Here is a 7,128-nt window from a genome sequence, read left to right as displayed (position 1 = left end):
GTGTTATATAGCCGTTCCACTTGGCGGGCGTACTGCCGCGTCTTGGCGTAGTGCCGGGCATCAAAGCCACGAAGTCGGACTATAAGGCGGTTTTCGGTATAATCGGGCATAAAGTTATTTTTTCGGAATTTCGCGTTTAAGCGCGTTCCGCTTCCGAGGTGGGTACTTTATCCATTCGGAAGGAAACGCGGCCTATACGCGGCTTAAAACGGCTTCTTTTGGTTTGTATTCTCCATAAATAGAGCGTATTACGGAATTTTAGGCGGGTTCGTAGGCTTAAAGGGTCGGTTCGCCTTCCGTCCATGCGTTGGCCCGGTCTTCTTCCGTTTGTATTTCGGCCTGTTCTACGTCCGGGTCTTCCGCCCAACCTAAACGGCGTATAGTCGTCTTTTGGCTTGCTATCGGCTTGCCGCCGTTGGCACCTTGGAGCATATTTATTTTCGCCTGTTCGTCCTCAATAATGTACGGCGTTATCCGGGGCGAAACAATAAGACGACGGGCGGCGGCTTTGTTCTTGACGTTAGCCGCGCCGAGGTAGGCTAACACTATGTTAGCACGGCGGGTTAAATAGTCGTCGAATACTTCCATTTTGTCCTGTACCTTTAAGTGTGCGTCCATAAATAGAAGTTGAAGGGCTACGCCGCTAACCGCGCCTATTCCCTTCACGCTATCAAAGGAAATATCGGGCGTTTGGGTAATGGTGTAAATCATTCGTAGAAGCGTGTCTATTTCCAACCTTACGCTTTCCGGGGCCTGCGCCCATGATAGGTAGGTTGCTTTCGCGCCTTCCTCGCCTTCGATTATCGCTCCGGCTTCTCCCTTCCTTGCGAAGCCCAATATTTTGCCTTCTACAAAGATTTTCGGGCTTGCGTGGTAGTCGTTGGTGTCGGCGAAGTTGGAAAGTAACTTTTCCAAACGGTCGATAAGGCTCTGCACGTCTTCCCACTCTACGGCGGGTTGACTTCCGTACACTATGGGGATTTTGCCGATGGTTAGCTGCTTGGGGTAGCCTTCGACTAACTCCCAGTTCTTGGCTTCCGTCCCGGTCGGGCCTTCTGCTGTCCATATATAGTGCGCGTCCTTCGTGTAGGTTTCAAAGTATGTGCGCGTAGTCAGGTCGTCTGCCTTCTTCGTGAACTCACGGGAAAAGGCTATTAGGTCGCGGTTGTCGTCGAAGTATGGGTAAAGTTTATCCCCAAAGGCCGGACTAAACAGGGCTACGCGAAACTTCGTTTTTGTCGGGAAGCCGTAGAGGTCGTGCGTTTCCTCGGTTTCTACCGGGTACCAATATTCTGCTACCTCGGTAGAATTGAAAATACTACGGGCTACGCGGCGGTTAAGGGTTCTTTCCTTGACTTCGTGGAATACACGTTTAAGCGCGGCAAGTACCGCCTTTTCCTCGTCGCCCTGCGGGTCTGCATCGTAGGCGGGCGGGTTGCCGAAGGTAAACGCTACAGCGCGTTTCACTATCAACTTTTGAAGGGCTAACGCTATGCGGGCTACGGGTTCAATTCTAAACCCCTGTTCCGTGGTAAGCTCGGCGTTTACGTTGATGTTCTTGACTTGGCCGTATTCCTCGCTATCCTTGTCTGTTACTACAAGTTTGTCCGGGCGTTTGCGCGGGTCGTTGATGTCGTGCTTTGCAGGGTCGTACTGCGCGGCGTACTGCTCCGAATTGGGAAGGGTTGTAATTCGCCCGTTTCTCAACTCGTTTATAGCTGCGGGGTAGTCGCCCGCTTTTAGTAGTTCGTCAATAGGTGACATAGTCTATTGGGGTTTATGGGGTTAGAAAATTTGTTTTAATCTTGAAATACTTTGCTTCCCGTCGGGGCGTTTCTCCACCGTTCCCGTTAAAGCGTCCGGCGCGTCGTCGTGGGTGTTTCGTCCCTGCTTCTTGTATTGGGTTATAGCCTTGTGAAACTTCGGCCATAAGTGCGCCCACTCCTTCGGGAAGTGTGTAAGGTTCTGCACCTCGTTTGAGTGGCTGAATATTCGTATATCCTTGTTTTCGCCTTGGTGGAACCAGCGTACAACGGTACGGCGGTTTCCCAATATCCGGCAGTTTTCTTCTACCTTCCGGGCGAAGCCGCGCCCGCCGTTGTTGCTCTCTATTATCGCTTCCTCTACTTCCCACTTCGTAAGGATCCGCGCCGTTTCCGGCTCGGTCGTTTCCATTGCGGCCTGGGTATAGTACACGTCTAAAATGAAGTTGCCTATTTCCGTTTCGACGTAGACAATACAGCAAAGGAAGTCTTCGCCCGTGTCGGCGGTATCGACGTAGGCTTTTACTTTGTGCTTCTTGGTTACGGGCAATACTTCGTAGGTCTTAAACTCGCGTTCGTACATAAGCCCCGTTATCGGTCGGGGGTTCTGCATATACTGCGTTTCAAATACCCACCCGCTTTTTTCTTCCAATTCGTGAAGTTCGGCTAACGTGTGTTTGAACTCCCACAGCGGCCGCTCCTTGCCGTCGTCGTCAATCTCAATAACGGGAAGGCTCAATACTACCCATTCGTCCGGCTCCAACTTCTGCAAGTAGCCGCAAAGGTCGTCTTCGTCCAAACGCTGCATAATTATAATTATCGGCGTTTTTCGGCTGTTAACGCGGTTTCGTATGGTGGTTTCAAACTTTTGGTTTACCTTCTCGCGTATTTGTTCGCTTCGTGCGTCGTCCGGCTTAATAGGGTCGTCGATGACTATCGCGCCGCCGAACTCGTCCCCTTCGGAAGTAATGGCGGCTACCTCGTCGCCTAATTCCTCGTCTTCGTCCTTATCCACCAAACCCGCGCCGAAGCCTGTTACCTGTCCGGCTGATGAAACGGCGTAAAGGCCGCCCCCGGCTTTTGTAAACCATTTGCGGGTGTTTACGCTCGTAGGCATAGCGTCCGGGAACAATCGCCTATAACTCGGTTCGCGCAAAATTTCCTGTACTCCTCGGCTGTTGTCGCGGGCTAAGTCGTCCGAATAACTGAGGTGTATAAACTTCGCCTTCGGGTTAATGGCGAAGCCTTCCGCGATGAAGCTCTTAACCGCTAATTCGGTCTTGCCGTAGCGTGGTGCGATGTTTATTATAAGCCGGGTTATCTCGCCCTTTAATACCTTGTCTAAGGCTTCGGCTATCCTTTCGTGATGTTTGCCTACGACGAACTTACGCTTATACTTTTCTTTGAAAAAGAAGCGTGTAAAGTTTAGCGTTCCTTGGCGGATCCACGTCTTTATTACGTCTATGTCGCGGCAGAAGGACATTAGTATTTTTCGTTTAGGGTTTTGAATAATTCGGCGGCTTCTTCCTTCGTAAGCGTCCGGGCCGGTATCAAGTCGCCGCCGTCCTTTCCTGTAAGTTCCATTCGCTGCGTGGGCTTGCCGTACTGCCTTTCGCGCAGCTTGTCTAACGTCGTGGTCTTGCCGTTCTTCATATCGCTAAGTATGGCCCGCGCTAATCCTTTGGGGTATATCGGGGCTTCCTCCCACTTTACAAGTAGTTGAAGGTCGGCGAAGGTAAAGGAAAGTATAGCGGCTTCCCATTCGTTAATCTCCACGGCGGAAAGGCTGTAAAACTTCTTCGCCTTCGCCTTGCTCCCGAATATCTTTACAAGCTGTTCGGGTACGCGGCTTTTGGGGCGGCCTTTGGGGTTGCCACTCTGTCCGGGTTTGAACTGATGCGGGGTTATGTTTTCGGGGTTTGGCATATCGCTGTTATTTTGTCGTTTTGTCGCTGTTCGGCTTTGAGGTTTGTTCTTTCTCCAAATGTTCAATAAACGCCCCTATTTCGGTTTGAAGGTCGCGTAGTTTATTTATGAAGTCGCCTATATCGTCCGAAAAGGTTTTATGTAGTCGTACCTTAGTCCGGCAGCTCGCAATTTCGATAAATGTATTCCGTTCTATTCCGTCCGAATATTCCGTTATCCCGTCGAAACATACCACGCTTCCCGTGCTTGGACTTGTCGGCGGGTTAAGCCATCGGCGTGTGCAATAAAATGTGTTATTATCCATCGTAACTCGTTTTTATTCTTCACTTGGGGCGAAGTTGCCTATTCGTTCCGCTTCGTCGCCTGTATATTCTTCCCACCGCTTTATTATCACGTCTATATAGGCGGGGTCTAATTCCACGGTATAACAAGAGCGGCCCAACTGCTCGGCCGCCATAAGGGTGCTTCCGCTTCCGCCGAATAGATCTAACACGACTTCGCCGGGGCGTGTGCTGTTCTTAATGGCGCGTCCCATCAGTTTTATAGGCTTCATCGTAGGGTGGTCGGCTGAACGTAGCGGCTTATCCTCGTGTATTGTCGTGGTCGGGGTGGCTTCGCCCAATAGCGAACGAAGAAGGGCTTTTAACTCGTCCTTCGTCATTGCGTCTATGTCCGGGGCTTCGTCCTCGGTTACGGTCAATAGGTCGCGGCGGTTTACGAAGAAGTGCGACGCGCCGGGCTTCCAACCGTATAGGCAGGGTTCGTGCTTCCATTGGTAGTCCTGTCGCCCTAATACCATGTTGTTTTTAACCCATATAAGTATCTGCTTCAACTCCCAACCCACGGACTTAACCGCCAATTTGAAGTTAAGCCCTTCCGTTCCGGCGTGCCAAATGTAGAACGCGCCGCCCTTCTTGAGGTAGCGGTTGGCGTTGTCGAAGGCGGCTTTAAGGAACTCTAAAAAGGCTTCGTCGCCCATCTTGTCGTTGGCGATGTCCTTTTGTACCCGGTTCCCCTTGTCGGCGGCGTTTAGGGCTTCGTTCTTGCTTGAATAATCCACGTTATAGGGCGGGTCGGTTAAGAATAGGTCTACTTTGCCTTCGCCTATCAGGATATCCAATACTTCCGGCTTCGTGCTGTCGCCACAGATTAGGCGGTGGTTTCCTAATTGGTAGATGTCGCCGTATTTCGCCTTCGGCTTGCTTGGTAGGTTTCCGGCTACGTCGTAATTGTCTTCTTCCGCTTCTTCTTCGGCTTGCCCTGTGTCAATGTCGGGAAGTTCCACAGCCCAACGGTCGAGGTCTTCTATTTCCCATTCGTTGGCTAAGTCGTCATAATCCCAATCGCCGAAGGCTACGTTATCCTTTATGACAATGGCGCGTAGTTTCTCCGGTGTTGTTTCCGGGGGGATTACTTTCGCTATTGTTTCCGTGTAGCCCAATTCTTTAAGGGCGCGGTAGCGCATATTTCCGCCTATAATGACGTTATGCCCGTCGTATTGGTAAATAAGCACTTCCCGAAGTGCCAACATTTCGGGGTCGTCCTGTATCGACGCTTTCAACTTTCTAAATTTTACGTCGTCCTTCATCATTCGCGGGTTCTTCGGAACTCCGGGAATTTGCCCTTTGTTCAGTTCCAAATCCGACAACTTCAATACGACGCTTTGCACCAACGGCGCGAGGGCCTTGGCGGGGGTAGCTGCTCCTTCCTGTGTTTTCTTCTTTGCCATAGTTTCCGGGGGTTAAGGGTTAGAAGGGCGCCGGGCCGCTGTGTCCGCCGCCGAAGGGGTCAGCCCAATACGCCATAGACGCGCCGCGCATACTCGCTGCCGTCGAACTCTGAATAGCGGAACCGTTGCCGCCGCTTCCTGTACTTCCGTTGTCTTCTGCCATTTTCGTGGGGTGTTAATCGTTAAACTTTTTCCGTATCAAGTCCGCCCATGCGTCTTTACCCCATACAGGCTTCCGTATGGTTTGGTAGCGTTCCAATATCCGGCTAAAAAATTCGTCGTAGAAGTCGTAAAGTTCCGGGCTTTCCTCTATCGTGAATTGCTCAATACTGCCGGAACTGCGTAGGTTCGCCGAGCCGTGGGCTATTATCTTCTTCCCGCCTAATGTTTCAAACTGCGCCGTTTTGGTGTGGACGTTCGCCACGGCTAATTGTAGACGGTTGTCTATATCCAAATGGCGGTAAATGTAGGGTATTAAAGCCCGTATCTCCATGTTGTAGAAGTACGCGCTTATTATTAGGTTCAATTCGTCTATATAGCCGTGGGTTATAAGGTTGTGTAGGCTGTCTATGTTGTTTTGGTTCATCGACAGCGTGGAAATTGTCAATTTCTTACACTTGGCGTTATTCCTCACTATGAAGGCTTCTAAGAAGTCGCCGAAAATGAACGAGCCGTTAACTATCACGTCGTAGCGGCTTCCCTCGGTCATCTCTATATCACGCGCCAATTTTACGGCGTTGTCGTACATAACGAAGTCCGGCTTACGGGTGTAAACCTTCGGCTTTATGTAGCGTGTTTCTTCCCCTTCGTCGTCGCTTAGAACGTCAAAGAGGGAAGTATCTACGTCGGGAAGGTCGAAGTTACCTATATCCCCTATGTCGAAGTTAAAGCCGTCTTCGTCGGCCTGGGTCTTTTTTCGTCTGCTCATTTCCTTTGTCAGTTTATGGAAAAGGGCGCGGTTTCGGTCGCCGCGCCCTTCCGCTTCGGCAGTGTCGCCGTTGCTTTCAGCTATATGGAATTTCGTAGAAGCCTATGTTAACCACGCTATCCACGCCCAAACAATGCCTTCAACCACGAAGTAAAGAAGAAGCCACGTTAAAGCCCCGGCGGTCGTCCATAGGAAGTCGGCAAGTTCCGGCGTTCCTTTCTTGGTTGCGCGGTCGTAAACTTCCTTTGCCACTCCTACCAATATGGCTATACCCACGGCGAAAAGCACGGGCATAAAGTTGGTAAGAACTCCGGCAATAAGAAGCCCGGCGGCGTAGTGTAGTTTCTTGTCGTAGGCTATCCGCTTAATGAAGGCGGCGGCTTTTTCTATTGCTTGTTTGGGTGTCATACGCGGGCGGTTTATTATGCCGCAAAGTTAAAGGGTTTGCCGTATTAAATTGATACGACAAACCCTAAAACACTTCGCTAAAACTTCAAGTAGGCGGCTATACTGCGCCCAAATACTCCGTTATTTCGCGTTTGAAGTCGTCGAAGCTGCGGACTATAACGTACTTGTTGCCGTTGGCTTCGGCGGCTTTCTGCCATTCCTTCTGCGTCTGTCGTTGTGAGCCTTTCTTGGTCTTGAACTCCACGCAAAGGGAAGCGTAGCCGCCCGAAGGCTTCAAGAGGATAGCATCTGCAACTCCGGCGGTAACGCCTTCCGCCTTCAATATCCCGGCTTCCCGTTTATTGCGGCCGCCGCCGTTAGGGACGGCAAAGAAT

7 protein-coding genes are annotated in these 7,128 nt (G+C 50.9%); all 7 read right to left on the bottom strand.

What is annotated here, in order from left to right; genetic code table 11:
- Positions 1 to 276: 276 nt before the first annotated feature.
- Positions 277 to 1,764 carry a phage portal protein gene (locus C5O24_RS09475; protein ID WP_107681753.1) on the bottom strand — a complete coding sequence of 496 codons (1,488 nt, stop codon included), beginning with the start codon at positions 1,762 to 1,764 and terminating at the stop codon, positions 277 to 279.
- 21 nt (positions 1,765 to 1,785) lie between these two features.
- Positions 1,786 to 2,880 carry a phage terminase large subunit gene (terL, locus tag C5O24_RS09470; protein ID WP_240604954.1) on the bottom strand — a complete coding sequence of 365 codons (1,095 nt, stop codon included), beginning with the start codon at positions 2,878 to 2,880 and terminating at the stop codon, positions 1,786 to 1,788.
- Between the two features lie 365 nt (positions 2,881 to 3,245).
- Positions 3,246 to 3,689 (bottom strand): DUF5681 domain-containing protein, encoded by a 444-nt coding sequence (locus C5O24_RS09465; RefSeq protein ID WP_107681751.1) that lies wholly within the window; start codon positions 3,687 to 3,689, stop codon positions 3,246 to 3,248.
- 316 nt (positions 3,690 to 4,005) lie between these two features.
- On the bottom strand, positions 4,006 to 5,418 hold the full coding sequence (locus tag C5O24_RS09455) for a DNA modification methylase (protein ID WP_107681749.1): 1,413 nt from the start codon (positions 5,416 to 5,418) through the stop codon (positions 4,006 to 4,008).
- A gap of 175 nt (positions 5,419 to 5,593) precedes the next feature.
- Positions 5,594 to 6,346, bottom strand: a complete 753-nt coding sequence (locus C5O24_RS09450; protein ID WP_107681748.1) for a hypothetical protein — start codon at positions 6,344 to 6,346, stop codon at positions 5,594 to 5,596.
- 102 nt (positions 6,347 to 6,448) lie between these two features.
- Positions 6,449 to 6,754, bottom strand: a complete 306-nt coding sequence (locus C5O24_RS09445) for a hypothetical protein (RefSeq protein ID WP_107681747.1) — start codon at positions 6,752 to 6,754, stop codon at positions 6,449 to 6,451.
- A gap of 97 nt (positions 6,755 to 6,851) precedes the next feature.
- The coding region (locus tag C5O24_RS14030) for a VRR-NUC domain-containing protein (protein WP_107681746.1) at positions 6,852 to 7,128 on the bottom strand (277 nt) is incomplete at its 5' end.

It is taken from the genome of Paramuribaculum intestinale (genome assembly GCF_003024925.1).
In the GTDB taxonomy this organism is placed as follows: Bacteria; Bacteroidota; Bacteroidia; order Bacteroidales; family Muribaculaceae; genus Paramuribaculum; species Paramuribaculum intestinale.
Note: the sequence above shows the minus strand (reverse complement) of the source record. Positions and strands in the feature narration are given on the sequence as shown.

Excerpts from the sequence above, each read along its gene's own strand:
- C5O24_RS09475 (WP_107681753.1), bottom strand. The coding sequence starts at position 1,764 with ATGTCACCTATTGACGAACTACTAAAAGCGGGCGACTACCCCGCAGCT.
- terL (WP_240604954.1), bottom strand. The coding sequence starts at position 2,880 with ATGCCTACGAGCGTAAACACCCGCAAATGGTTTACAAAAGCCGGGGGC.
- C5O24_RS09465 (WP_107681751.1), bottom strand. The coding sequence starts at position 3,689 with ATGCCAAACCCCGAAAACATAACCCCGCATCAGTTCAAACCCGGACAG.
- C5O24_RS09455 (WP_107681749.1), bottom strand. The coding sequence starts at position 5,418 with ATGGCAAAGAAGAAAACACAGGAAGGAGCAGCTACCCCCGCCAAGGCC.
- C5O24_RS09450 (WP_107681748.1), bottom strand. The coding sequence starts at position 6,346 with ATGAGCAGACGAAAAAAGACCCAGGCCGACGAAGACGGCTTTAACTTC.
- C5O24_RS09445 (WP_107681747.1), bottom strand. The coding sequence starts at position 6,754 with ATGACACCCAAACAAGCAATAGAAAAAGCCGCCGCCTTCATTAAGCGG.